Raw genomic sequence first — 25,269 nt, forward strand, 5'->3', positions numbered from 1 at the left:
AATATGCAAGCACCTGAACTGCAGGTCAGTGAATGGTTCAACACTGACAAGAGCTTAAAGCTTTCGGATTTCCAGGGTAAGGTTGTCCTGATTGAGGCTTTCCAGATGCTGTGCCCAGGCTGCGTCCTCCATGGCATTCCTCTGGCACAAGCTGTGCGGGAGTATTTTTCCAGCGAACACGTCGCCGTAATCGGTTTGCACACCGTTTTCGAACATCATGACGCGATGACCCCGGTATCACTGAAAGCCTTTCTTCACGAATACCGTATCAAATTTCCTGTGGCGGTCGACAAACAGGGCACCGGGCCTTTGCCGGAAACCATGGCGGCATACGGAATGCGCGGCACGCCCAGCCTTGTTCTGTTGGATCAGTCAGGACGGATTGCAGCACATCACTTTGGCCAGGTCTCAGAGCTGCAGCTGGGTGCAGAGATTGGCAGCCTGCTTGCCCGTAAGGCTGCTGCTGAGGACGCAAGTCGGCACCCCAGTCAGGCCAGCCGGTGTGATGACACTGGCTGCGCTGTGTAAAACGGAAGTGTAGAGAAGACAAACCAAGGCGCACTTCCCTTTCTCGGTTTGTGCGACTTGGGTTCACCCTTTTCTTAACTGTGCAGGTCTGCCCTGGTTTCACATGATCGTTTCGGCCAGGCACTACGCCCGTTTCAGATTTGAATACCGCGATAGCAATACGGCCGGATCATCTGGAATACGGTTTCACACCGGTCGAGGCAAGTTTCGCAAACTCTGTCGTGTTCGGCTGCCAACCTTGTCGTGTATGAGCGAGTGATGCCAGTGAAATTCTTACTAAATCCGTGCGATCGGCAAGCTTCGTCGATACCTTGTTTCTTGCATTACTCGGGGGAAATGGCGGATGAAGTTCATTCACATCACTGATATACACCTCGTCCGCGACTCCGGACCGCTCAATGGCGGTTTTCCGTCCCAACGGTTGGACGCCTGTTTGGACGATATCCTTCAGTGGCATTCCGATGCGGCGTTCTGTGTCATCTCTGGCGATTTGGCTGAATTTGCTGAGGATGAGGCCTATCGGGCGCTCAAGGCGAGACTGGCCGCATTTCCTCTTCGCTCATTTCTGCTGATTGGAAATCACGACGACCGAGCTGTTTTCCAATCGGTCTTCCCGGATCATCCAAAGGATGCCAACGGGTTTGTCCAGCATCGGTTCGAAACGGATGAGGGGGTTTTCTTGTTTCTCGATTCAACCAAAGACGGGCGCGATGTGCATGAAGGGCAGCTTTGCCCTGCCCGGCTGGACTGGCTCAGGCAGCAACTGACCCAGGCCGAGGACAAGCCAACCTATGTGTTCCTGCACCACCCGCCCTTTGACCTTGGCATTCCCCTTGTGGACGAGATCAGGCTGGTCGAAGCGGACGCCTTTGCTGACGCACTCAAACACGGGCGCAACATTCGGCATGTGTTTTACGGCCATGTGCACCGCATGACCTATGTGAACTGGCGTGGCATTCCATTTACCAGCCTGCCCAGTCTCAACCATCAGATTCCGTTGAATGCGGCCAGTGTCGATGGCGAGTTCTGCGACGAACCTCCGGCCTACGGTGTCGTACAGATCGCCGAGGATCAGCTGACGGTGCATTTCAACACTTTCCTGCAACGCAACCCATTGCATCAGACCTGAGGTATGGAAGCCTATTGGATCGCATTGGTTCTGGTTTCGGCGGCAACCCACCCATTGCGCGACCTTACGCTGAAAGGGGTTGCGCATCCGGTGTCGTGCTATGTCGGAGTGTCTCTGACCTGGGTGATCCTGGCGGCGGTTCATACGCTGGTCATGGGTCAGGAATTGAGCCTGCCACTTGAGACCTGGCCCTTTGTCGCAATCTCAGCCCTTGGGTTGACCTTCTACTACTACGGCACATTGTCGGCCCTGAGACGTGGGAACCTGTCGGTTTATTATCCGATTATCCGTTCGTCGCCGATTGCCATTGTCGCCTTCAGCTGGCTGGCCCTTGATCAGCATTACTCGTGGTTCACCCTGCTGGGGATCGCATTGGTCCTGCTAGGCAGCCTGATGATTCAGAAGTCGCCTGGCGGACTGCTGCATGATCACAAAGCATTCGCGCTGGCAAGTATGGCGATGCTGGGATCGGCCGCTTATTCGCTCAGCGATGCCCAAGCGATGAAGCTGACCAATCCGGCACCTTTCCTGTTTTTCACCTATATTCTGGTGACACCGCTGCTTGCTGGCATCAGAGCCTGGGAAGATCGCCACTTGTCAGCCCCGTTTCTGGGGGTCGTGCGTGGCTGGGCGCAGGCACCGGTGCGGATCGCTTTTGCCGGGATTGCGTCCTATCTGTCTTACCTGTTCATCCTGACCGCATTCCAGCTTGGAGCCGAAGCCGCCACAGTCAGCGCGGTACGGCAAGCGTCGATCCCGGTTTCAGTGACCCTCGCGGCGATCATCTTGAAGGAATCCCGTTTTCTGCACCGTATCGGCTGGGCAAGCCTGATCGCATTGGGAATCCTTTTGATTACGCTGTCCCGAGGTTGAAACTGTAGTCACTGTCTTGACGCGCTACGAACTCGTCCTTCGTTTACTGGCCTTGTTTGGGATCTCTCTGGACGTAGATAACCGGTCCTGTAATGACCGTGCACGACAGAATCAAACGACTACAATGATGATCCGAAACGCTCCATCTCTGGAACCAACGTGTGGATGCCATAGTCGCTCGGACAGCGCAAGTACGCCAACTCCTTGACGAAAAGGAACTTGGCAATCCCTAAGATCGAAATGCCGCTACGGTAGCCGATCTCCAGATTATCGCAGCGACAGCCTGCAACAGTCACCGGCCACTGATCCTGCCGAGCCACTCGGATGTCGCTTCTAGCCCTTGTCGCAGAATAGCAAACATATGCTCGATTTCGCTTTTTGTAATGATGAGGGGCGGTGAAAGAACACACATGTTGATCACGGGTCGTACAAGCAGACCGCGTTTCTGACATTCCATATCGATACGACTGCCAATCTCATAGTCGCGCCCAAGCTCGCTCTGTGGATCGCCATCGACTGAGCACTGAACACACCCCATCAATCCCATCCCACGCGCATCGGCCACAATGTCAATCTGGCGCAACTGCTGTAATTGATCCTGAAAAACCGGGCCGACTTTTCGAACGTGTTCGAGTATCTTTTCCCGCTCGATAATCTCGATGTTTTTCAACCCGGCAGCCGCGCTGACCGGATGGCCCGAATAGGTGTAGCCATTCGAAAAGGTGGCATCTTTTCCCGCAACATCCGCTATCAGCCGATCTGAGATAATCGCGGCCCCCATCGGCGCATACCCGGATGTCATCCCCTTGGCGCAGGTGATTATGTCGGGCTGAATGCCAAAGACAGCCTCGGAGGCGAACCAATGACCCAATCGGCCGAAAGCCGTGACAACCTCGTCTGATATATACAGAACATCATACTTCCTGCAGATGTTCAGGCAGCGTGCGTGATATCCGATTGGTGGCACGATGACACCGCCCGAGGCCAAAACTGGTTCAGCGATAAAAGCGGCAACATTTTCCGGGCCAAGTGCCACAATGGCGTTTTCGAGATCGGCAGCTTTCTCGTTCAGAAAGCTCTCATCGCTTTGACCGGGCGCGCGGTAAAGCGGGTTCACGTCCGGCAGGAAATGCGCCAGGTCGTCGGCCTTGTCGAGCCAAAGCCTGTCACGTTCTTTTCCACTGACGCTGGCTGCCAGATAAGTGCTTCCGTGATAGGCTTTTTGCCTTGAAATGATTTTCTTTTTCTCTGGCCGACCCATAAGGTTGTTGCGGAAATGGACAAACCGGATGGCTGTATCAACCGCGGTGGAACCGCCGGTTGTAAAGAAGACATTATTCAGATCGCCGGGCGCACGTTTGGCGATTTCGCGGGCGAACTGTGCCGCAGTCGAGTTGGTGTTGTTGAAGGGTGAGAAATAGGCAAGATTCCGGGCTTGCTCGGCCATTGCTTCGGCCATTTCCGTGCGCCCATACCCAATCTGGGTGCACCACATTCCCCCCGGTCCGTCGATCAGGCGAGCGCCCTTTTCGTTTATCAGATGGATGCCGCTGGCACCTTCGATAAAGGTGCGGTCGTTTTCACCCAAAGCCTCCATCCCTTCCCACGGGTGCAGGAAGTGGTCGTTGTCCCATTGCTTGGCGTTGGAGTTATCCATGGCGGGCCATGCTTTCCGCGCTTAGTACAATAGGGAATTCTTCGCGCACCCGAGCGTCCAAAGCACCAAAATAATTAGGAAAATGGCTGTCGAGGATGGAATTCGCCTTGTTGCGGGCGCGGTCCAACAGATCCGTTTTCCCCTCATTCTCCCAAGTGTCCGTACGCTCGCGGTCCATCAGCTGTGGGTAGACAAATTCGCTGTTCATATAGCTCAGCGTGTGCGGATTGCCGAGGAAATGACCCGGATCTATGGCGCATTGGTGAATCACATCCACAGCCATGGTTTCATCAGTAACCTCTATCCCACGCAACGATCGCAGGATCATGCCGCCCGCTTCGTCATCGATGACCATGCTTTCAAAGCTGCATCCCATCAGGCTACCGATCATGCCACCAAACTCGCACAGGCGATTGGCGCCAGCATGCGCCGCAAGGGTAAAGGTCAGCGCCTTTTCCAACCCGTATTGCGCATCAGGTATTTTTGCATCGGTCATACCTGCACCCACCGAGGTAGGAAGGCCGTAAAAGTTGCCCATCTGAATTGCTGCGGCACCGATCAGCGCCTGTTCGCCGCTGCCGCCAGTAAAAGACCCGCTGCGCAAGTCCGTAATGAAGGGCCAGGCCGCAAAGCAGATGGGGCAACCCGGCGTGATCAGGTTGACGATGGCAACGCAGGCAAGTGTTTCGGCGACGGTTTGAACCAGCGTTCCCGCAAGCGTCGCAGGTGCCGTGGCCCCGGCTTGAGGCGGCACAGCCAAATCGACAGTCAGGCCAAGTTTGGCGGTATCAATCAGGATCTCCATATTTTCCTTGCCGATCCGCAAGGGGGAAACAATGGGGCAGCCGCCGAATATGACGCTTGGCTTTTTCAGGAAAGCCCCCTCGCCCCCTTGGGCCAGATCAAACATGCGGATGGCATGTGGAATGTGGCTGCGGTCACGGAACGTCAGGCAAGCGGGTTTTTGGCTGCCCGCAAGCATGGCATAAATGGTGTTCATGTCATGGGTGAAGTCATCGGTCACATCCGTCGCCAGAACCGTGTCGCCCAGCATGTGAATGTTTTCCAAACAGTCGACCAGGCGGGTGAAATCATAAACATCACGCAGAACCGACGGACGATAGGTTTTGGTTTTGGAATCGAATGTTGTCACGGCGGTGCCGGAATTGGCGAAATAGACGCTTTCTGCCGTGCAATGCATGTCGTCCTTACCTTCGCGCTCCCCTCGGGCATAGACGTAAAACTCCTTGGCGGCACCTGCCAGGATGTCCTCCATCAGGGCGCGTGGGAAGCACAGCCGGTTGAGGTCACTCAGCACTGCACCTTTGGGAAGCACCAGCTCAAGCAACTCCGGGAAATGGTCGGTAATTCCGGTTTGTTCCAGGACGGTCAAGGCCGCATGATGGATGTTCTCCATATCGGTCTGAGTCAGCGGTCTATAGCGTCCGCCGCTCAGACCCCCGCGTACGGCTTCGTTACCCGTGGTCGTCTGTTGTACCTTCAGACGCGCTGCGCGCCCCCCGCCCCCGCGACGACGTGAACGGGGTGCTTCATTGGTGCTGTTCATGTTGCATCCTCTGCCAAATCAATAATCTCACGACGAAACCAGTCATTGTCTGCATCGGCCTTTGGGCGTTCGAAATCGCGGGCGGCGCGATGGCCTGCAAAAACTGCGTCTGCGATCAGTCCCGGCGACGCGGCATCACCAATGAGGTCAAGGGTTTTCAAACCGGCTCCCTTCAGGCTGTCGAAAAGGGCGGTTTCACGCTCGCGCTCGGTCACCAGAACAGTTGAGGCGCACGGGATTTCAGTTTCGCGGTCGGTAAAGGCACAGCCTATCCGCACCGCGTCGCTCTGAACCGCCGTAAGCACCTGATTGCAGCGGATATCGACCGCCAGTTCGATCATGCGGGCCTGGATGCGGGACTGTTCCAAAGTATGAACGGCGTAGGCCGAAACCAAACTCTCAGGCGTGGCAAAAATGACCTGATATCCGGCAGTCGCCAATTTCTCGGCAATCACCCCCGCCAGATAGATGTGATCATCATCATAGATCATCACCGGGCCGTCCGGGGGCAGAACACCTTTCATGATGTCATCAGGCGTCAACACCTTGGCATCCGGCGTGACCCTAGGCAGGCGGCGCTGCGTATTGCGACCCACGCCGTCTGCGCGCCAATGGCTGCCGGTTGCAACAAAGACATGCTCGATGCCAAGCTCGGCGACTTGTCCGGCTTCGAGCTTGCTGTCAGTGAATAACTGAACGTTGGCCCGCTGTTTCAGATCGTTCAGGCGATAGTCAACCACCCGCGACCAGGCGGCGAGGCCGGGAAGTCTGCTTTCCCTACCTACCCGTCCACCAAGTTCGGCCGAGGCCTCGGCCAGTGTCACCTGATACCCGCGCCGTGCCAATTGCATCGTGCATTCCAACCCCGCAGGTCCGCCGCCGATGACCAGCACTTCGGCCTCGCTTTTTTTCGGCGCGATGATCTCGGGGTGCCAGCCACGGCGCCATTCCTCGCCCATCGTTGGGTTTTGCGTGCAGCGGATCGGAATACCCAGATTGTCCGACGACACGCAGATATTGCAGCCGATGCATTCGCGGATTTCGTCGATCCTGCCTTCCTCGATCTTTTTTGGTATGAAAGGGTCCGCAATGGATGGCCGCGCGGCACCGATGAGGTCGACAATTCCCTTTTTGACCATCGACAGCATCATGTCCGGGGACGTCAGTCGGCCAACGCCAACGACAGGTTTTCGGGTGATCTGTTTGACGTGGGACAAAAACGCGTTCTGATAGCCATCTTCGGGCTGAAAACGGGTCGTTGCGCTGTCATTGGACCAATCCGCCACATTCACGTCCCACAGGTCGGGAAGATCGGCCAATAGCTCAACAACCGCGCGGCCTTCTTCTGCTGCCTGCATACCGTCGGCGCCCATCATCTCGTCAATGGCAAAGCGGAACGCAACGGCACAGCTGTCGCCTATGGCATCGTGGGTGTCTTCCAGCAACTCACGGGTCAGCCGCACACGGTTTTCAAGCGACCCCCCATATTCATCGCTGCGCTGGTTCATATGGGCCAGCATGAAATGTTGCGCCAATGTCATGTTGTGCCCGGCATAGACATAAACGATGTCAAAGCCGGCCTCTTTCGCGCGCAGGGCCGCGTCGCGGTGCCAGCGGCGGAGTTCCCGGATATCGGCCTTGTCCATGGCCTGCGCGTGCTTTGGTTGCGTCGTATCCACAGACATCTCGGACGGTGCAAGAACCGGAGCGCGGGTCAGCAGGTTTTGCGCGTGGTTGCCGTTATGAACCAGCTGTATGGCCGCCAACGCGCCATGTGAATGCACTGCATCTGTCATCAGCCGCAGCGCAGGCACATCGCGTGCGTCCCACAATCGCCCTTCGGGGAACGGGGACAAGTCCGAGGTCGGGTGAATCTCGGTCTCCTGATTGGACACCACGGCCCAGCCACCTTCTGCTTTCATTCCCCGAACGGCAGCGTCCGCCCGCGGCCTGAGATGCCCCATCCCGGTGCAATGCGGCACCTGATAAAAGCGGTTTCTGGCTGTGACGGGCCCGATCTGGACCGGTTCGAAAAGCAGAGCATATGGGTTCGCGTTCGACATAATCACGCGTTTTCCTGTAGTTGAGTTCCGGAGCCTAAAGGCTCCGGATAGTGGGTTATGTTAGAAGCCGGCTTTGATCCGCTCGAATTCGGCCAGCATCTTCGCCTCAAGCTCGGGGTTCACAGCATCAAAGAACAAACTGCCTTCGAAGAAGCTTTTGGGATCGGAAAAACCATAGGCTTCTATACTGCCCTGATCGGCGATTTCGAACGCTTTTGCGTTGGAATGCGGGTAGCCCCAGTTGTCGATGATGTACTGACCACTGGCAGGGTCCGTAAGCGCGTTCAAAAGGTCATAGACCTGATCGACCGGTGTCGTGGACGATTTCAGATGCACATAGCCACACGCCCAGGTCGCGATGCCCTTGTCCACGTTGCGCATCATGGCCGCGGGCACTTCGTTCCAGATCAGGTTCAGTTCGGACTGGTTCCAGGCCCACCCCATTTCGATCTCGCCACTGGTCATGGCCTGGTCAAACTGACCCGCATCGGACCAATAAAAACGCATATTCGGGTGGATCGAGCGCAGGAAATCCGATGCTTCCTTGAATTGCTCATCGCTCAGGTTGGTGTAGTCATCCGCGTTTCCGGTGGCCAGCGCGGCCAAGGCATAAGCAGACGATGCGGCATCCGGGATGGCGATTTTGCCTGCATAGGCCGGGTCCGCCATCAATTGCAGTGAGATGTCATCCCCTGATATCTTGTCGGTGCGATAGATAAGACCTGTGTTCCCCCATTCGAACGGCAGCATGTAAAGCTGGCCGTCCAGAACGATGGCGTCGACCTCTTTGATCTCGGGCAGCACATCCGCCCAATTGGTCAGCTTGCTTTCATCCAAAGGCTGAATCAGATCAGCTGCGACCCATTTTCTGACCGCGTCAGAACAAGGATGTGCCAGATCAGCAGTAAAACCGGAACTCAGCTTGGTAAAGGCTTCTTCCTGGCTTCCGAAATAGGAATAGCTTGGCGCTTCATCCCCGTATTTTTCCATGTAGCTGGCAAAGAATCCGGGATCTTCATATCCCGACCAGTCAAAAACCGTCAGATCGGCGCCACCTGCACTGGCACTGCCTGTCGTTATTGCCGTCGCACACGCGAAGGCCGCAATTCCCTGAAGTTTCATTCTATCCTCCCTCTGTTTTATTCCGAGATCGTACCAAGATCGATCACGCTAGCCGCCTGAAGCCCCAGCCAAACGACATCGCCGCGTTTAAAGTCGACCGTGTGGAAATAGTTCGGAACCGAGACCGAGATTGGTTTCTCGGCCCCAGCCACCTGAATGTGGTAGTGAATATTCTCACCGTAGAAGGCGACGTTGCTGACAGTGCCCTGAACCGTTGATGGGTAGTCTTCAGGACGGTCCTCAGCAATCTCCAACTGTTCCGGTCGAATACCGATGTTCATGTTTCTGGCGCTGGTCGCCACATTGGGGTTTCTCTCGATTTCCATCCGCCCGAAGGCAGCCGCATCGATTGACAACATGTCACCGCTTTCGCTCAGTAACCGGGCCGGCAATATGTTCATCTCACCGATGAAGCTGGCCACTTGTTGATCACAGGGACGGGCATAAAGCGTCGTTGGCGTGTCAACTTGTTTGAGTTGTCCGTTGAACATCACGCCGATACGGTCGGACATGGTCATAGCCTCGTACTGGTCATGCGTGACCATCACAAAGGTAATGCCAAGCGACTGTTGCAGATTGCGCATTTCAAACTGCATCTGTTCACGCAGCTTCTTGTCAAGCGCTGACAAGGGTTCATCCAAAAGCAACACCTTTGGCCGCATGATCAGCGCGCGGGCAAGCGCCACCCTTTGACGCTGCCCGCCCGACAACTCGCTTGCGCCGCGATCCTGAAGACCACCCAGTTCGACCATTTCCAAAGCTTCGGCGACGCGCTGGTCGATCTCGGCCTTGGGCGCTTTGCCCCGCAACCCGTAGGCTACGTTGTTCCCGACATTGAGGTGTGGGAAGATTGCGTAGCTTTGGAAGACCATGTTCGTCGGTCGGTTGTTGGCCGGCACTCCTTCCATATCCTGACCGTCAATCAGCACCTTCCCCCTGGTGGGTTCCTGAAAGCCCGCGATCATGCGTAAAACCGTGGTCTTGCCACATCCTGAAGGACCGAGGAGCGAAAAGAACTCACCCTCTCTGAGGTCAAGGTTTATTCCGCTCGCGGCCACAAATGTTCCGTAGCGCTTTTCGACGTCCCTGAGCTCTATGATGTTTCTGTGTGTCATCGGACCTCTGATGCGGATGAACGGCGGCGGAAGTATTCGGCCAGAACCAGAAGCAGAACCGAAGTCAGCAGCAGGATCGACCCCAGCGCCAACACATTTGGAAGCTTGGCGGGGAAACGGATCTGGCTCCAGATGTAAACCGGCAGGGTTGGCTGGTTGCCGGACAGGAAAAAGGCAAGGACGAACTCATCGAAACTGACGGTGAATGTGACCAAAACACTGGCTACGATACCGGGGGCGACGACCGGCAGCGTCACGCGGCGGAAGGTTTCGAACACACCGACGCCCAGATCGTAAGATGCTTCCTCCAGTGATGCGTCGAAGTCATCAAAGGCTGATTTCAAGATCGAGACAGAGAACGGCAGCGCGAGAAACGTGTGGCCCAGAATGACGGTCAGCAATGACGGCTTGAGACCAAGAAACAGAAACAGGACCAGCATTGAAGAGGCGACGATAATACCTGGGATCACCAAAGGCAGCATCACCAGACCTTCTGCCGCGCGTTGACCCCGAAAACGGTACCGAACGAAGGCACGGGCGGCGAACAATCCCATGGCGGTCGACAGAAGGGCAACAACAGTGCCGACAGCAAGCGAATTCCAAAGCGCCTGGATCAACGTGTCCTGCTCGCCCAGCTTCCGATACCAGTCCAGTGTCCAGCCCTTAATCGGGAACGCAACGATTGTGCCGCTGTTGAAAGAGAACAAAGGCAGGAACAAAACCGGCAGGTACAGAAACAGCAGATACACGAACGCATAGGCTGTCAGGGTCGTAGGACGTCTCATCTGATCCGCCTCCCCAGCCGTGTGGCGGACATGACAAACACGATGGCCGCAAAGCCCACCGACAGCATTGCGATCAGCGACAGCGTGGCCCCAAGTGGCCAGTTGTTGGCGGCCCCGAACTGCACCTGAATAAGATTGGCGATCATCTTCCCATCTGAACCACCAACCAGAGCCGGGGTCACATAATCACCGACGGTAGGGATGAAGATGATCAGGCAAGCAGCAATGATACCTGGGATCGTCAGTGGCAGGGTCACCCGCATGAAACGTTGAAAGGGGCTGTTCCCAAGATCTGTTGCAGCCTCAAGAAGGCTCGGATCGATCTTTTGCAGTGAGACATAGATCGGCAGGATCGCAAATGGTGCCCAGGCATGCGCGAGCGTCAGCACGACTGCGAATTCGTTGTAGAGCAGGAAGTCGAGAGGTTCGCTGATCAAACCCAGCGCCAGAAGCGCAGAGTTCATCACGCCGTTGAACCCCAGAATGAGCTTCCAGGCAAATACGCGCAGCAGATAGCTGGACCAAAACGGAATGGTGATAAGCAGAAGCCAGATGGTCTTTTTCTGGGCCTTCATCGCGATAAAATACGCGATGGGATAGGCCAGCGCGACGGTGACTATGGTCACCGCTCCGGCAATCCAGATCGACCGAAGCATCAGGTGCCGGACCAGCGGATCCGCAAACGCATCGCTGTAATTCTTCAGTGTCGGTGTCTTGTCGAGCGTCACATAGGTTTGGGTCCAGAATGAGTAGGCAATCAGGATCACCAATGGCGCCGCGACCAGAAAGCCCACGTAAGCCGTGGCTGGCGCGCTGAGGGTATATCCCCGGGACGCTTCGCTGCGAAAGATCACCCAACCTCCCTTCCCACAATTCACGAGTCACTAATGGACGATCGTCCATTAAATGTTGCGCCAGAATGGCCTTTCGTGTCAATATTCCTGTGAGCTACCTCTATGAGACACTCACAAACGGTTGGTAACATTGAATAAAGCGCAAAGCGTCAAGGAACAAAAACGCGGTTCAAAGCGGGATCCGGAAGCCAATAAACAGCTACTGATCGACGCGACTCTGGACACGATTGCCGATATTGGGGTGACCGATACCTCGGTCAGCCGAATCTGCGAGCGCTCCGGTCTGTCACGCGGAATGATCCATTTGCATTTCGGGGGTAAGGACAATTTACTGACCGCAGCCGCCCAGCATTTCAGCACCGAGTATTATGCCGAGATGGACAGAAGGACAGATCTGGGCCCGAGCGCAAGACCCGAAGACCGTGTTATGGCAGTGATTGAGGCCGACCTGTCAGAAGCACTGCTCAATCCCCGCAGTACTAAAATCTGGCATGCGTTTCGGGGTATCGCAAGCTCTCATCCAGGTATCGCCCGTTACAGCAGCACTCAGGATGACAAACTTGTCGAAACCTTGCGGTCCGCGTTCACAGAGATAGCCTCGGAAAACAGGGGCGACCCGAACCTGGTAGATGACGCAACCAGCGGAACGCTGGCCTTGCTGGAGGGGATGTGGGTGAACTACCTAACCGATATGCAGGGATTTTCACGCCGCCGCTCTGTCAACCTTGTTCGAAGGTTTTTATGCGGACTTTTCCCCGGAAAATTCTAGGTCTAAGCCTAGGCGGCGTCCCAATTCAAATTGGATAGCTCGGAGACAGAAGTTTCTGAGAGATAATTGTTCCGGGCGCATGCAATCAGCTCGCCTGTGCTTTCGTTTTGCAAGATTTGCGATAGCCGTGCCAACACTTAATTGTCCTTACTTCAGATACTGACAGGTGACGAAGCACCCTGCCCCTCGGGCCCTAACGCGCTTGTCCCACTTGTCGAACAGATACAGGTTCTTCGTACCCAAACTGGATATGCGTGACCTTTCCCATAGGCGTGGACTCTGGCTTTACCATCAAAACAATGCCCACACGCCGCCGAAAAAATGTTTCACTTTGGGGAATTTTTTCCAGGTGCCTTCGTAGTTGTATTGTCTGCCATTCGGCAGACCTGAAACAGTCGGAGAATACAATGTCCCTAAAGTCCCTTACTTTTTCTGGTGTCGCGCTGGTTGCGACTGCAACCGGTTCATTTGCGGATGGTCACACCGGTGCGCCAGCCGTAACTGGCAAGCTCAACGGAGAAACCTTCCTTATGGATGCGCACAAGATGACTCTCTATACCTTTGACAAGGACGAAACAGGCGTTTCGAATTGCTATGATGACTGTGCCACCAAATGGCCGCCGCTGATGGGTGATGCCAACATGGAACTGAAAAAAGGCTACAGCCTGATCGAACGCAAGGATGGCAGCGTTCAGATCGCCTACAAAGGAAAGCCGCTTTATCTATGGTTCAAAGACGAAAACCCTGGGGACATGACAGGGGACGGTGTAAAAGGTGTTTGGCATATCGCACGCCCCTGAACCTTGGTGCCGGGGGAAGGTTTCCTCTCCCGGCTTACGTACATGCTTCAGTCATTTGAAAACCAGCTTGAAAACTGCCTCCCCGATCTTTGGCGTTATGCCTGGTCGCTGACCCGTGATCCGGATGCGGCGGATGATCTGGTGCAGGATTGTGTTGAACGCGCCCTGCGCAAACGATTGCTTTGGCTTCCGGGGCGGCCGTTGAAACCATGGCTCACTAAAATATTGTTGAACCTCTACCGGGACAGGTGGCGTCGAGAGTCCAGATTCAACACTGTCGATCTCGACAACATTTCGACGCTGGCAGCTACGACAAGCACGGCCGAAGAACGGTTGGAAATCAAGGCTGTCTGGAAGGCGCTGGATTCTGTTCCTCAAGATCAGCGAGAAGCCCTTCTTTCTGTTGTCATTGGTGGATTAAGCTATGACGAAGCGGCCACAACTTTGTCCATTCCAAAGGGTACGCTGATGTCGCGGATCTCGCGCGCCCGCACTAAAATCAAATCTGAAATGGACGCTTCGGCCGCCGTGAAGATCAGGAGCGTGAAATGACGCACACCCCATCCATCGAAGACCTGGTTCAGCGTAGCATAGACGGTGAATTGACACCGGAAGAAAGCGAACGCCTTGACCGTCACCTTGAACATCACCCGGACGATGCAGCGCGCATCCGTGCATTTCAGCGTCAATCAGACCTGATAAACAAGGCGGTCCCTGTTCCTTCTGCGGCACATCTTCGAAGTCTGCGGAAACAGGCCAAGCCGCCCTCGCCAGTCTCTTTGAGGCTGGTTGCTTCGGTCGCGGTTTTTGCCGTTGGTTTTGGTTTGGGGTCTTATTTGCAACCTTGGGAGAACCGAGCAACCGACGATCTGGCATTGTTCTCGCAACACGCAAAAGCGGCGCATTCTTTGTTCGCCGTTGAAGTTCTTCACCCTGTGGAAGTCGCCGCTACGGAAAAAGATCACTTGCAAACCTGGCTCTCCAATCGATTGGGCTCTGCCATTATCGCGCCACAACTTGGGGAAACCGGGTTTACCCTGATTGGAGGACGCCTTCTGCCCGCAGGCGACCATGCCTCAGCTTTATTTATGTATGAGAATGCAGAGGGTGATCGGTTGAGTTTGATGGCCACGCATGGCGACACAACTCAAACCCAATCGTTTCGGTTTCGACAAGAGGACGGGTATCTTGTCGTCTTCTGGCAGGACGGACCCTGGCAGTATACGTTGGTCGGGGACCAGAAACGTGACCCGATGGAACACATCGCCCGCTTGGCGCATGGTCAAATGATCTAGAAACCGCTTTCGACGGCTTGGCTCGCGCAGAAGATTTGCGACAACACCTTTGGGGTTATGGCAGATCATCCAGCAACATCGGGTACAGCAAGTTTCCTGCCTGCGGCCCGGCCCCAAGGTAATCAACCCATTGATCGGTCGACTCGTTGTACCGCCGGTACCGTTCGATCTTGTCATATAGCCCGTTGACGATGGTTTGCTGCTCTGAAATCGGAAGGCGCACCCAATCATCTTCAGTAATAGTCATGATCTGAGACTTATAGGGCAGGTCAGACAGGTATTCGTCCAACGCCACAGCTTCGGCAAGGCTGGGGTCTGATTGGCGTGATACCTGATCAGGTCTGCGGCTCATGTCTGCGGCAACTCCAAGAACCTGTGCAAAGAACTGATCAGGGTTCACGACGTTCCGCTCGGCCTGGTCGACAATGATCCGCAACGCTTCTTCCAGGTTACTCAGATCCGCCTTCGAGATGAGCAATCTGATAGACAAAGGTTTCAATCCTGGTCGATCAAAATCCCGATCCGCCACATAAGCTTCAAACAAGTCGGGCGCTCGCGCGCCTTCTGTTTTTCCAAGGTAGGCCAGTTGCATAGTCCGGCTTGCTGTACTCAGGCCGGAAAACCTGTTGTCACCTTTGTCAGCAATGGCGTCTTCGTCCAAAATCTCGTCGCCGCCGCTGCGACGATAAGAAGACGTATGCTTTGCCACAATCCCACCCAACGTGCGTGCGGTTTCCTTGTAGACGTCTGGGTCACCGTTCTCGATCGGGAAATACAAGGGAGCAGAATTCGGAAAGGCGGTCAGTTGCTTATAAGCCGCTTCAGCCGAAGGGTGGTCTTTGGCACCTCGCGCGGTACGCAGATGCATGACGGCCATCGCACCACCTATGCGCTCACGGACAATCCTGTTCAGACTTTCGGCGCTCAACCCTGTGGCAGAATACTGATCATCGAATTCGCGTGGACCTGCATCTGTAACCAGTACGATAAACCGTCCCCCAAAGTCGCTCCAGTCCATGTCTTCCAATGCGTATTCAATACCGCGATAGCTGTCTTCGCGAAAATTCTTACTGCTGGATTCCGCTTCTTGCATCTGATCGATGCCACTCAGGAAGTTGTCAACGTTAAGGCCCTGCTGAAGATCCACGAATGTCCGAACGTCATACCCAAGGCCCGGAGCTGCCTCGAGGCTGTCGCGATAGCCAACAAGCCCGAAACTGATCGCGTCTGCTGCCGCTGATCCTGCGGCCTCTCGATAAACCTCTTGCAGTGCTGCACGGGTAGCGCGGATATACGGCTCCATCGATATCGTAGTGTCCACGACAAAGACCACTGCTGTTTTTAAGTCGCCCGAATTCTGACTACCCGATGGCGCCGGGCGGTTCGGGGCGTTGGCACTGGCAACGGCCACTTGCAGCAGATTTACGAACGGTCCGATGTCGAACACAGCCTCTTCCGTTGCCAAGATTGGCATTACATAAAGGTTTTGACGCTGATCAATCGTTTCGCGCGGGCCTAAGGCGATCACGCTTTCTGACGGTTCGCCGCCCTGCTCAGCTGCCAGCGCTTCATCTCTGGCGTTTTTTGCAAGACCGGCGGGGTTTTCGCTTTCGATGATGTCATAGATCGGGTCGATATCATTAAAAAACAAAACGCGTCCGACATTGTCACTGCCTTCCAACGTTGCAACAATGTTCTGATTCCAGGGAATAGCCGCCCCTTCCGGAATCCACATAAGATCGTCGCCTTGATCGCTCGCTCCGATTTGCATCCAGTCGCCGTCACGAGCATAGACAAAAAACACCTGTAATGGAGAAAGAGACGCCGCGGAACTTTCGCTGTCTGGCTCGGGCCTCGCGTCGATCCGCTCACGGATCAGAACCCTTTGATACAGGCTTTCTTTGCCTTCGATTGGAAGCGGAGATCTTGATTGCGCCGTAGCCGGACCGACCATAGAGGCCAACAAGGCAACTAGGGAAATAACTCGTATCAACATCTTCTTCACCTCCTCACTCAGCCAATCGATCCAAAGCCTGACGCGCCGGGTCCGACCCAAGATCAGCTGCGCGCTGATAATAACGCCGTGCTGCCGACGGGTCAGGGCGCGGGAAAGGCGATGTAACGGTGCTGTGCGTTTTAGGATCATACATCTCAGCAATCAGGATATTGGCTGATGCCCGATCCTGTTGGGACAACTCCTGATCGTTGCTGATCGCAATCAGCGCGCCCAAAGCGGCATCCAGATTCTGTGCCCCGCCCACAGCCAAGAGGTCTCGTGCGGCTGTCAGTGGGTTATCGGCAGCAACGGCCTCCTGCGCAATCCCGACAGACTCATTGACCTTGGCTGACGAACCACCAGCTCCTGACAGAAAATACCATGCACCTCCAGCAATTGCGATCAGAGCGACGATACCCGCCGCAATCAAAGGTAGTTTGCTGCCCCCACCCTGGTCGGGCGCGGCAGTCGGCTGACGGGGTACAGCCGCCGAAGTCGGTGCTGCCTTGGCACCGCTCATTGCTGTGCGAAACAAGCCAGGCAGGTCACTGGGACGGTCTTTGGGGTTGGCTTTCAGCAGGTGTTCCAAAACAGATTTCAGACCGGGCGCAACCTTTGGATCGGTTATCTTGATGTCCACCTTTCGGTCTTCAACCGCGGCAAAACCTTTACCTTCACCTGGCAACTCGAGCCCGGTCGTACGCATCAACACAAGACCCAGTGCGTAGGCATCGGTCGCGGCTGAAACACTATTGCCAAACAAACCCAACTGTTCCGGAGCACAATAGCGCAGCTTGCCTGCGAAACTGTCGCCGATAATCGATTTGTCGGTTCCGATGCTGTCAGAGGCCAAACCGAAATCTATGAATTTCGCTTGGTTAATGTCTTCATGCGAGATCATCACATTGTCGGGTGCAACATCTCGATGAACGATGCCAAGTTTATGGATTGCCTCCAGTCCCTGCGCCAGTCGCAACCCCAATTTTAGAACGTCATCGGACGAAAGTCGCGCGCCCTTTTTCAGATAATGTGACAGAGGATGACCTGGTACAAATTCCATGACCAGAAACAAGCGCCCGTCCTTATCCAGCATGGAGGTTTCGAACCGAACCACCGCCTCGCTACGGACAGTTCGCAGCAAATTCGCTTCGCGCCGGAACAGATCAACCGCTTTTTGGTTCTTGGCAAAGCTTGGTGTCATTACTTTGATTGCCACTTCGTGACCGCTGGCCCGGTTCAAACCCCGGAATGTGGCACCCATACCACCTTCACCCAACAGAGACTTGATCTCGTAGGTATCCTGAAGGACGCTGCCGGGTCGAAGCCCAAGTACAGAATGTTCCATAGCTTATGTTACCTCCGGCTCTTCAAACTGATCGCGCTGTGTTTGGAAAAGGTGCGGATATCCATGATTTGAAAACAGATGCCAGCAAAAACAAGCGAAGCGGTAATCCCGAACACCACAGTCAGAAAGGCTGCAATGATGGTCGTTGTATCCGGCCCCAGCGGAGACAGCCGCAACATCGTAATTGCTGTGAAACAGAAAAAGACAATGGATAGACAAGTCGTTATCCAGACCAGTACTTCAAGCGATTTGTTCAATACATCCCGCATAGTTCAACCTTTCCAATTCATTCTTCGACAAACGACAAAGCAACTGCCTGAAAGTCGTTCGCAATCTGATCCAAATCCGAATAGCCAGCTACGCTTCGCGCACCGATATGATCCTGAACCATAGCAAGGCAAGTCGCGCGCTCGCGACCCCGTTCTGCTTCTGTCGGATAGATGAAATCGATCTGCTTGCGCAGCAAAACAGGTGAATACTGATCGACCAACCCTTCGATCAGGTTGGCATATTCGACAATATCAGCCTTGGCCTTGGCCTCAAGTTCGGCCAGCTTGGCCGCAGCGTCCTCTTTGGCAGCAAGCACTTCGTCAAGGAAAGACTGGTCCCCGCTTGCCCGCGCTTCCGCCTCCAGCGCATCCAGCTCAGGTGCAATTGTCAGTGATGAAATCAGCGCATTTAGATAACGTCGAATGCCCTGCCCGCAGACAAGTACACCCGAGGTCAGGATAAGGCGGATCGACTGGTCGCGTTGCGCGTTACGTTCCACACGCCCCCTGTTCAAGGTATCCTTGATCACCGCCAATTGAGTTTTGGTCCGATCCGACAACGTCTCGGCCGATATCACATCCAGAAGGTCCATCGCCTCTTGTTCGCTGGCCGCTACAGCAAGACCTTCGTCCGGGCGTGCCAATTGGTCCAGTCCATCTTTCAGAGCCTGGTCCTGATCAGCCGAAGTAATGGCCAAGCCCTGCAACACAAGACGTGTGCCGGTAAACCGGTCCGCTGAAGAGGTATTGGACAAAATGTCAAACGGCGGCACTTCGAACCGGGTCGAAGAAGTGATGTCCGCCAAGGGTGTGCGTGCATCACCCCCCCGTTTCACAAATCCTCCGGCCTGTCCGTGCAATCGGCCGTGACGGACCAAAGCAAATGGATCGCCAACGATTTCGGCCGCATTGCCCAGCATGTCATGCAGACCCAAAGGGTTGGGGCGCAACGAACCTATAACCTGTAATTTACCGCCCGCCGACGCTGTTCCACCATGTGCTATGAATTCGTCCTGCGGCGTCCCTTCCGGAATCGGGGGCAAGGGCGCCCGGAACAGAGCTTGATCAACGGCCAACCCACCGCGGGCAGAGTATTCCCACTCTTCTTCAGTCGGCAATCGCAGATACCCACGTGTTTCACCGACACGCGGTAACGTATCCGGGGCGTTCTGCATCAACCATAGCGTATAGGCCTCAGCAAAGCGCTGATAGTCGAGCTTTGATTTTGCGACGGCAGGAACAAACTCGCGTCGGCGGGGTTCCTTTTCGGAACATTGACCAGCCATGACCACATCCCATTGTGCCTGTGCCAACTCGTATTTGGCCATGTAGAAGTAGCCCTTGGCCGCACCATCTTCATCCGCGAACGCACCAGATACAAACGCCCGGCGAAGACCGTTCAGATAGGGCTGCTCGCTTCCTTCCTGACCAAGTACAACCGAAACATCGCCAATCACGCCGTCAGTATTAGGAGTTGCGATCTTTCGAAACGTCATCGCTCCGCCGCACGGCATTGGCAGAGTCAAATCTCCCTCGGCGGGTTGCGGATTAAAATATTTCTCGCGCCAAGTGATGTCCTGCGCCTGTGCGGTTGAAGTCAAGCTGAAAAGGCCGATCAGAGTGGCAATCATACTCAGAGGAAGTCTAGGCATGGGTCAAAACCTCCTGTGGTTCAACATTGCGAACGGCAAATACCGCCCAGGCCGCTGCCGTGACAGCTGTCACAGCGCCCAGACCCAGAGTGGCCAGAATGTCACCGGGGTAAAGGCGCGCAATGGCCTCTCCGGGCGCCGTTTCGAAGCTGGCATTGATGGCAAGCAGAAAAGGCAGGATGATAACCAAGGTCGCAATCACACCACCCAGTACAAGCGTCAGGCTTTGCACAACGGGAATGACGCACCGCTGACGATCGGGCATCGTCAACATGGAAAACAAACTGAAGATGACGCGTTGACGCTCGACCATACCACGAAGGTTGGCTGACATTGCAGCCCAAAACCCGAACATCGCCAATGCCGCTACGGCCGTGAAAAGGATGTTTAAATTCCGGCGAAATGACAGCAACAGCGCTGCGTTTTCAGCCCTTGGACGAGATTGCAAACCGATATCCGCCAAATAAGCGGAAAGGGTTGCGATATCTTCGAGAGACCTGGCATACAGGCGATAGCTGGCAAAGCTGTCAGGTTCCGGAACCGGGTCCGTCCAGTTACCAGGTGTCGCGGACAGGTCATCCCGGAACCGCTCAACTGCCAGCAAGTCGGGAACCGACAGGAAGATTGCGGGCCGCGGCCAGATCTCAGGCGATAGCACACCGATAACCGTCAGGTCGCGCCGCGCGTTCTCGCGCTGCCCGTCGACCTCGCGCCCGATAATCATGTCCAGTGTATCACCTGCGGAAACCGAAAGATCACTTGCCAGCGTGTCTGATATCCAGATCCGGCCGGGACCGACGGCCTCGCCCTTGACCAAGGGGTCACCCGCAGATGACGGGATCAATGGCACCGCCCGCTCCAGTTTCCGCTGCGCCTCATTCCGAACAGCGTTTGCGGATGTGTTGATTGAGCGTGTTGCAGGAACAACAAAACCTACATCTTGCCGCGCACTCAAACCTGCAAAGAAGGCAGCATCATGCTGCCCCGCACCGATGGCCAGGATTTCACGGTTCGACGGATCTTCGATCAGACGCCCGACCATTGTGCCGATGACCCCATTCTTGAGCGCAAGTATGATCAGCAGAGGTCCAAGAACACCAGCCAAGGCAGCGACAAAACATAAAGCCGATTGCCAGTCGTGCTTTAACTCTCTGAGGGCCAGTTTGGTTGGTATTTTCAACATCATGCCACCTTGGCCGCTACACGACCCGCTGTGGAAAAGATGGAATAGGACTGCCCCTGATGATCCAGAAGCCGATGATCAGCCCGAGGCGTTTGCGCAAACTCACCGGTCTGCGCCTGATGGCTGGCCAACACGACAGCAGACCCGGCCTCTGCCGCAAGATGCACGATCAAGCCCTCGACCTCGGCGACATTCGCGGGATCCAATGCCGACACCGGCTCATCCAGCAGCAACAGGGCCGGTCGACCCAACAAAGCCCGCGCAACGGATACTCGCTGTCGTTGACCAACAGATAACTGACCCGGCTTTCGCGCCCCATAGTCACCCAGGCCCATCGACCGGATTAGATGGTCCTGCCATTCTGCATCGGGTTCCTGACCCGCAACGCGCACGGGCAGTTCGATGTTTTCGAGCAATGTCAGATATGGAACCAGTGTGTTTGTTTGAAGTACAAATCCCAGCTTGTCCGGCCCCGCAAAATCCGCACGAGGCGTATCCGGCGTCACCGTAACGCCAGCTATCTCGTGGTGCGTATCCGGCAATGCAGTCAACGGAAGCGCCCCCGCGATCAACCCCAGAGCAGTACTTTTACCCGCCCCACTGACAGCATCCAGAACAATGGTCTCACCTGCCCTCAGGTCCAGTTCTTCGATCACAACAAAGAAACCCGGCGCTCGTTCTATACCAAGGTTCCGGATTGACAGGACGGTATCAGGGTCGTTTGAGGACAAGCGCTATCCCTCCCAGTTCAACCCTCGACGTGGTGTTGATCTGCACCGGCTCATTTGGCTTGAGGCGCCGCCCGTCAACCTTGGTCCCATTCGAAGACCCAAGATCTGTCAGCATCATTTTACGCCCTTGCAGAGAGAGGCTTGCATGACGGCGGCTCAAATTGCGATCAGTGACTGTCAGTGTGTTCTCGCTGGCACGCCCGATGGTGACACCGGATTGCAGCTGCCGAGCACTGAACTGCGCAGAATGACCCGCCATGCCCACGGCAAGAATAGACCGCCCAGAGGATTTGGAAGACGCAGCCGACCGCTCGGGTTTGAAATCAGCCTTACCGCGACTGCGCGAGACGACATAGTACATCCCACCGATCACCACAGCGCCTCCACCGCACAATACAGCAAGGATGATCAGAAGGTTGCTGTCTGACGTACCACCGGAAACGACAGTTGGATTGTCAGGATCACAACCTGCCTTGTGACGCGTGAACGGGACATTGCTGTCTTGCAGGAAACCGGCGATGGAATTGGCGGATGGTGCAAAGAACGTGCCGTTAGCAGGAGTTTCACCATCCGAATTCAACATGACACCGGCGGTGTTGATCCCCAAAACCGAACCGCAGAAATCGATCATCGGCCCGCCGGAGTTTCCGGGGTTGATTGCTGCAGTGTGCTGAACAATTTCTTGCGTACCACGATTCCGCTGCGTTTTTCCGGGTGAAACTTTGCTGACAGCCCCTTGTGTCAATGTGGTCTCAAAAAAGGCCAGCTCGTTTCCGCTGTCATTGGATACGTCTGAAGTGCCAGGAAAACCGACTGCGGCAACCTGCTCGCCTTTGTTGATTGTCCCAACACGCACCGCCAGAACGTTCGGTTTGTGATCAAAGGATTCCTGCGGTGTGATCTTCAGGATAGCCATGTCCTTTTCAAAGGAATCGTATGCGACCTGAACGCCGTATTTGTAGATCCGGTCGCCTTTCTTGAAACCAACAAACGCGCTGACACCACCTTCGATCACGTGGTGATTGGTCAGGAAATAATACCCGCCTCCACCCGGCAAAGGCGCAAGCACAAAGCCAGACCCGGTTCCCCATCCACCTTCGTATTGGACAACCACACGCCCAACCGCACCATCAGCCACCCTAACGACTTCGGATTGGATCTGCGCGCATGCAGCTGACACGCCGAAAGCAGCTGACCAAACAACTGAGAAAAACATTGCACGAAGGGCGATCACAACATTCACATCAAAGTTCCATACGCAATTACGGCCACAGCAACGACCAGAATAAACAACAACACCACTAGCGATGCCTTATGCCCAGCACGACCACCGCGCTTATGTCGAGGCGTGCGACCGTCCTGCGGTCGCTTTGGTTTCGGGTCAGGTGGTTCATGTTTCTCGACAGGGTGACGCAAATCGATACCTGAAATCCGGGCATAGTCTCGCGCAGTCTGAATTCGGTCTCGGGGCAACAGCTGACACCCCATGTCGATCGCATTGAGCAGAACGTCATCATATTGGGCCTGCACACGGTTGCGGATCAGATTCTGACGCACGGGCACATAAGGATCACGACCAGTGGCCCGCTTGTCTTTCCAGCGTTCTTCCGCATTTGGCGGCAGGCTTTGCGACACCATTTCGTAAAGAATAACCGACAATGCGAACAGATCGCTCCACGGTCCTTCGTGAACTCCGCCCGCCAACCCGGTTTTTTCGGGCGGAAACTGCTCGATCGCGGCGTATTTCCGTGTGAACATAGAAGCCAACCCGCTGGACTTGCCCATCAGTCGCGCTGCTCCGAAGTCAATCAGGATCGGCTGCCCATCTTTTCGGATCATGACATTCGCAGGCTTCATGTCGCGATGCACAATGCCAACTTTGTGAACCGCATCCAATGCACCAAGCATTGATTGGAGAAACTTTTTTACGAGGTCCTGAGGTACGGAGCCACGTGCCTCGATCATACGGGTCAGCATCCGGTCCAACGGATCGCCGTGGATGTATTCCATCACGCAATAGGCTGTACCATGCTTGCGAAAAGCCGCTCGAACACGCATCAAGCCCTGCTGCTGCGGCAGGTCGCGCAACATGTTAGCTTCCTGCAAAAACGCTTCGAGCCCCATGTGAAAAAGCTGGCGCCCTTCGTTTGTGGGAACGACTGCGTTCTTCGGTCCGCGACTGGCGTAATCCGCCGGGAAGTACTCCTTGATTGCAAATCGTTCACCTGATTCCCGGTTGCGCGATTGATAGGTGATGCCAAAGCCCCCTTGCCCAAGCACGTCCCCTAGGACATAGCCGGCAAAGGTTTCTCCCCTTGGCAAATGAGCGGACACGGGCGGCGCTACTCCTGAACTACTGAATCAGTGGACGGTTGCTCATCCTGATTGGTCACATCTTCACCAGGCTGATCACCCGACGCTTCAGGCGCATCTGACGGAGGGGCTTCTTCACCAGGCGCTTCCGGATCAGCCACCGGTTCCTGAGCATCCGATTCTTCGGATGCGGGGCTCTCAACACCTTCAACAGGCGTTTCCGGCGAAACCGGCTCGGCGACCGAGCTGTCTCCGATACTGCGTTCTTCCTGCTCTACTGGAGCGGGCTCGGGCTTTGTTACCAGATCAGTTTCCGCTGACTTCTTGTCGCCGAAACTCAGCGCACCAATAGTGGCCCCAACGGCTAAAGCCCCAAGTCCGATCGCAATGTATTTCAGTGTTTTCTTTCGATTGTCAGCGGGTGTGAACGCCCACTGGCTGCCCCGCAACATGCTGCTCATGCCTTCCTGAACATGTGCATAAACCACAACAGTCGTATTATCCTGTTTCGGTTTGCCTTTCGCCTCGACGGCATTCAGCAGATCCGAGGCCACACCACGCATGTCGCGACTTTTACCGCTTTGCAACACACCGGTGATCTCGGCTTGCGACAACGTATCAAGCCCGTCAGAACATACCAGTACGACATCACCGGGTTTCAGGTTGATCGCGTTGATATCCGTCAGTGAAATCCGATCTCCCATCAAGGCAGAGCGCAGTGCGTTGCGACGCGGATGGTTGTCAGCCTCGTCCTGAGTGATTTGACCAGACGCAACCATCTGCAAAAGCTCGCCGTAAAGCGAGTGATCAGCGTTGAGCTTTTTCAGCCGTCCGTCGCGTAGCAGAAACAAGCTGCTGTCTCCGACGGACAACCAGACCAAACGGTCACCCAGTTTCAGGGCGGCAACAAGTGTACACCCCATGCCCTTTAGATCCGGTTGGCTGCCAATCTTGTGACGCAGAGCTTCATTGGCCGCGATCAATGACTCCTGCAACCGGTCTCGAGGACGAGGGGCGTTCGAGCCTTCGATGAAATGGGATTTGAAGGTTGACAACGCCATGTTCGCGGCCACTTCACCACCAGCGTGCCCCCCCATCCCGTCGGCGACCAGCATGAGGATATCTGATTTGGGGTCACGTTCATTCTGGAATACGATGTCAAACGCATCTTCCTGGTTCTCGCGCTGGCCCAGGCTTTGCTTGCCGCTGATAATTGTCATCTG

22 protein-coding genes are annotated in these 25,269 nt (G+C 55.3%); 7 read left to right on the plus strand and 15 right to left on the minus strand.

All coding sequences use genetic code 11. The features are described from left to right. Positions 1–3: 3 nt before the first annotated feature. The 3 genes from ACR0CE_RS13890 (at position 4) to ACR0CE_RS13900 (ending at position 2,530) form a co-directional block, all read left to right on the plus strand. Positions 4–528 (plus strand): redoxin domain-containing protein, encoded by a 525-nt coding sequence (locus ACR0CE_RS13890; protein WP_480832990.1) that lies wholly within the window; start codon positions 4–6, stop codon positions 526–528. Positions 529–871: 343 nt separating this feature from the next. Next, positions 872–1,657 carry a phosphodiesterase gene (locus tag ACR0CE_RS13895; protein WP_480832991.1) on the plus strand — a complete coding sequence of 262 codons (786 nt, stop codon included), beginning with the start codon at positions 872–874 and terminating at the stop codon, positions 1,655–1,657. 3 nt (positions 1,658–1,660) lie between these two features. Then, complete coding sequence (locus ACR0CE_RS13900) at positions 1,661–2,530, plus strand: EamA family transporter (protein WP_480487995.1); 870 nt, start codon at positions 1,661–1,663, stop codon at positions 2,528–2,530. 292 nt (positions 2,531–2,822) lie between these two features. Here ACR0CE_RS13900 and ACR0CE_RS13905 read toward each other — a convergent pair whose 3' ends face one another. Genes ACR0CE_RS13905 through ACR0CE_RS13935 form a run of 7 tightly spaced genes read right to left on the minus strand, consistent with a single transcriptional unit; the run spans position 2,823 to position 11,693 of the window. After that, positions 2,823–4,187, minus strand: a complete 1,365-nt coding sequence (locus ACR0CE_RS13905; protein WP_480832992.1) for an aminotransferase — start codon at positions 4,185–4,187, stop codon at positions 2,823–2,825. Then, on the minus strand, positions 4,180–5,754 hold the full coding sequence (locus ACR0CE_RS13910; RefSeq protein ID WP_480832993.1) for a trimethylamine methyltransferase family protein: 1,575 nt from the start codon (positions 5,752–5,754) through the stop codon (positions 4,180–4,182). Before ACR0CE_RS13910 ends, ACR0CE_RS13905 begins: the two co-directional genes overlap by 8 nt. After that, positions 5,751–7,817: an FAD-dependent oxidoreductase gene (locus ACR0CE_RS13915; protein WP_480832994.1), complete on the minus strand. Its 2,067-nt coding sequence runs from the start codon at positions 7,815–7,817 to the stop codon at positions 5,751–5,753. Before ACR0CE_RS13915 ends, ACR0CE_RS13910 begins: the two co-directional genes overlap by 4 nt. Before the next feature lie 60 nt (positions 7,818–7,877). After that, complete coding sequence (locus ACR0CE_RS13920) at positions 7,878–8,939, minus strand: ABC transporter substrate-binding protein (RefSeq protein WP_480483509.1); 1,062 nt, start codon at positions 8,937–8,939, stop codon at positions 7,878–7,880. Positions 8,940–8,956: 17 nt separating this feature from the next. After that, entirely contained in the window at positions 8,957–10,054 is a 1,098-nt protein-coding gene (locus tag ACR0CE_RS13925) for an ABC transporter ATP-binding protein (RefSeq protein WP_480483511.1), read from the minus strand. Beyond that, on the minus strand, positions 10,051–10,839 hold the full coding sequence (locus tag ACR0CE_RS13930) for an ABC transporter permease (protein WP_480483513.1): 789 nt from the start codon (positions 10,837–10,839) through the stop codon (positions 10,051–10,053). The genes ACR0CE_RS13925 and ACR0CE_RS13930 overlap by 4 nt, the downstream gene beginning before the upstream one ends. Continuing rightward, the gene (locus ACR0CE_RS13935) at positions 10,836–11,693 is read right to left on the minus strand and encodes an ABC transporter permease (protein ID WP_480483515.1); all 858 of its coding nucleotides are present in this window, start codon (positions 11,691–11,693) and stop codon (positions 10,836–10,838) included. Before ACR0CE_RS13935 ends, ACR0CE_RS13930 begins: the two co-directional genes overlap by 4 nt. 130 nt (positions 11,694–11,823) lie before the next feature. Here ACR0CE_RS13935 and ACR0CE_RS13940 point away from each other — a divergent pair, with 130 nt between their 5' ends. The 4 genes from ACR0CE_RS13940 (at position 11,824) to ACR0CE_RS13955 (ending at position 14,557) form a co-directional block, all read left to right on the plus strand. Further along, positions 11,824–12,462, plus strand: coding sequence for a TetR family transcriptional regulator C-terminal domain-containing protein (locus ACR0CE_RS13940; RefSeq protein WP_480483517.1), 639 nt, complete (start codon positions 11,824–11,826; stop codon positions 12,460–12,462). Between the two features lie 407 nt (positions 12,463–12,869). Further along, the gene (locus ACR0CE_RS13945; RefSeq protein WP_480832995.1) at positions 12,870–13,262 is read left to right on the plus strand and encodes a COG4315 family predicted lipoprotein; all 393 of its coding nucleotides are present in this window, start codon (positions 12,870–12,872) and stop codon (positions 13,260–13,262) included. 6 nt (positions 13,263–13,268) lie between these two features. Next, a complete protein-coding gene (locus ACR0CE_RS13950; protein WP_480833017.1) occupies positions 13,269–13,814 on the plus strand; it encodes an RNA polymerase sigma factor in 546 nt (181 codons plus the stop codon). Then, positions 13,811–14,557: an anti-sigma factor family protein gene (locus tag ACR0CE_RS13955; protein WP_480832996.1), complete on the plus strand. Its 747-nt coding sequence runs from the start codon at positions 13,811–13,813 to the stop codon at positions 14,555–14,557. Before ACR0CE_RS13950 ends, ACR0CE_RS13955 begins: the two co-directional genes overlap by 4 nt. Before the next feature lie 55 nt (positions 14,558–14,612). Here the strand turns inward: ACR0CE_RS13955 and ACR0CE_RS13960 are convergent, their stop codons facing one another. From ACR0CE_RS13960 to ACR0CE_RS13995, 8 genes are all read right to left on the minus strand, one after another. Further along, the gene (locus tag ACR0CE_RS13960; RefSeq protein WP_480832997.1) at positions 14,613–16,553 is read right to left on the minus strand and encodes a vWA domain-containing protein; all 1,941 of its coding nucleotides are present in this window, start codon (positions 16,551–16,553) and stop codon (positions 14,613–14,615) included. A 13-nt stretch (positions 16,554–16,566) separates the two neighbouring features. Next, on the minus strand, positions 16,567–17,898 hold the full coding sequence (locus tag ACR0CE_RS13965) for a serine/threonine-protein kinase (RefSeq protein ID WP_480483528.1): 1,332 nt from the start codon (positions 17,896–17,898) through the stop codon (positions 16,567–16,569). Between the two features lie 286 nt (positions 17,899–18,184). Beyond that, positions 18,185–19,819, minus strand: coding sequence for a formylglycine-generating enzyme family protein (locus ACR0CE_RS13970; protein WP_480832998.1), 1,635 nt, complete (start codon positions 19,817–19,819; stop codon positions 18,185–18,187). Beyond that, positions 19,812–21,002, minus strand: coding sequence for an ABC transporter permease family protein (locus ACR0CE_RS13975; protein ID WP_480487982.1), 1,191 nt, complete (start codon positions 21,000–21,002; stop codon positions 19,812–19,814). Before ACR0CE_RS13975 ends, ACR0CE_RS13970 begins: the two co-directional genes overlap by 8 nt. Then, positions 21,002–21,733 (minus strand): ATP-binding cassette domain-containing protein, encoded by a 732-nt coding sequence (locus ACR0CE_RS13980; protein WP_480509028.1) that lies wholly within the window; start codon positions 21,731–21,733, stop codon positions 21,002–21,004. Before ACR0CE_RS13980 ends, ACR0CE_RS13975 begins: the two co-directional genes overlap by 1 nt. After that, positions 21,714–22,949, minus strand: coding sequence for a trypsin-like peptidase domain-containing protein (locus tag ACR0CE_RS13985; protein WP_480832999.1), 1,236 nt, complete (start codon positions 22,947–22,949; stop codon positions 21,714–21,716). The genes ACR0CE_RS13980 and ACR0CE_RS13985 overlap by 20 nt, the downstream gene beginning before the upstream one ends. A 23-nt stretch (positions 22,950–22,972) precedes the next feature. Beyond that, complete coding sequence (locus tag ACR0CE_RS13990) at positions 22,973–24,067, minus strand: serine/threonine protein kinase (RefSeq protein ID WP_480483538.1); 1,095 nt, start codon at positions 24,065–24,067, stop codon at positions 22,973–22,975. 8 nt (positions 24,068–24,075) lie between these two features. Next, a complete protein-coding gene (locus tag ACR0CE_RS13995; RefSeq protein ID WP_480559010.1) occupies positions 24,076–25,266 on the minus strand; it encodes a PP2C family protein-serine/threonine phosphatase in 1,191 nt (396 codons plus the stop codon). Positions 25,267–25,269: the final 3 nt, after the last annotated feature.

The sequence above is a fragment of the Ruegeria sp. L11 genome, from assembly GCF_056531755.1.